The organism is Salinimicrobium oceani, from assembly GCF_012037645.1.
On record NZ_JAAVJR010000390.1, the window covers coordinates 1 to 519 of the forward strand.

Annotated in this window: 1 protein-coding gene and 1 pseudogene; both read left to right on the forward strand. The window is 40.7% G+C overall.

What is annotated here, in order from left to right:
• The coding region (locus HC175_RS17330; protein ID WP_168139555.1) for an ExbD/TolR family protein at positions 1–266 on the forward strand (266 nt) is incomplete at its 5' end.
• A 75-nt stretch (positions 267–341) separates the two neighbouring features.
• Positions 342–519 (forward strand): annotated as a pseudogene (locus tag HC175_RS24345) (energy transducer TonB); the annotation flags it as partial.

Genomic DNA, 519 nt, shown 5'->3' on the forward strand with positions numbered 1-519 from the left:
TTATCCTTCCAAAGGCAAAGGGAAAAACTACCAATAAGCAAAACGTGGCTGTAAGTATAACCAAAGACCTGCAGATCTATATCGATAAGGAAAGAGTGAGCAGCAGTTCCCTGGAAGCAAGACTTAAAGAGACTTTGGCGGGTGTTGAAGATCCCACGATCATTCTTAGGGCAGAAGAAGGAGTGCCTATAGAAAAGGCAGTAAATGTGATGGATATAGCCAACAGGAATCGATATAAGATCGTGCTTGCGGTAAAACCTGAGTAAATTTTCCCTTTTTTCAGCACAAACAGCTATTGTGGAACCAAGTTTGCTGAATAAAAATTTCAAGAAGATAAGAGAGTGAGATACCTGGAAACAGAACATGAACGCAAATCAATGGCTATTACGGTAGTTTTACACGTGTTGCTCATTTTGCTGTTGTTGTTTTTTGGCTTTACTTATCTCGATCCTCCACCCGAAAATGGAATTGCGATCAACTTTGGAACTTCCGATGTTGGTTCTGGTGAGGAACAACCTT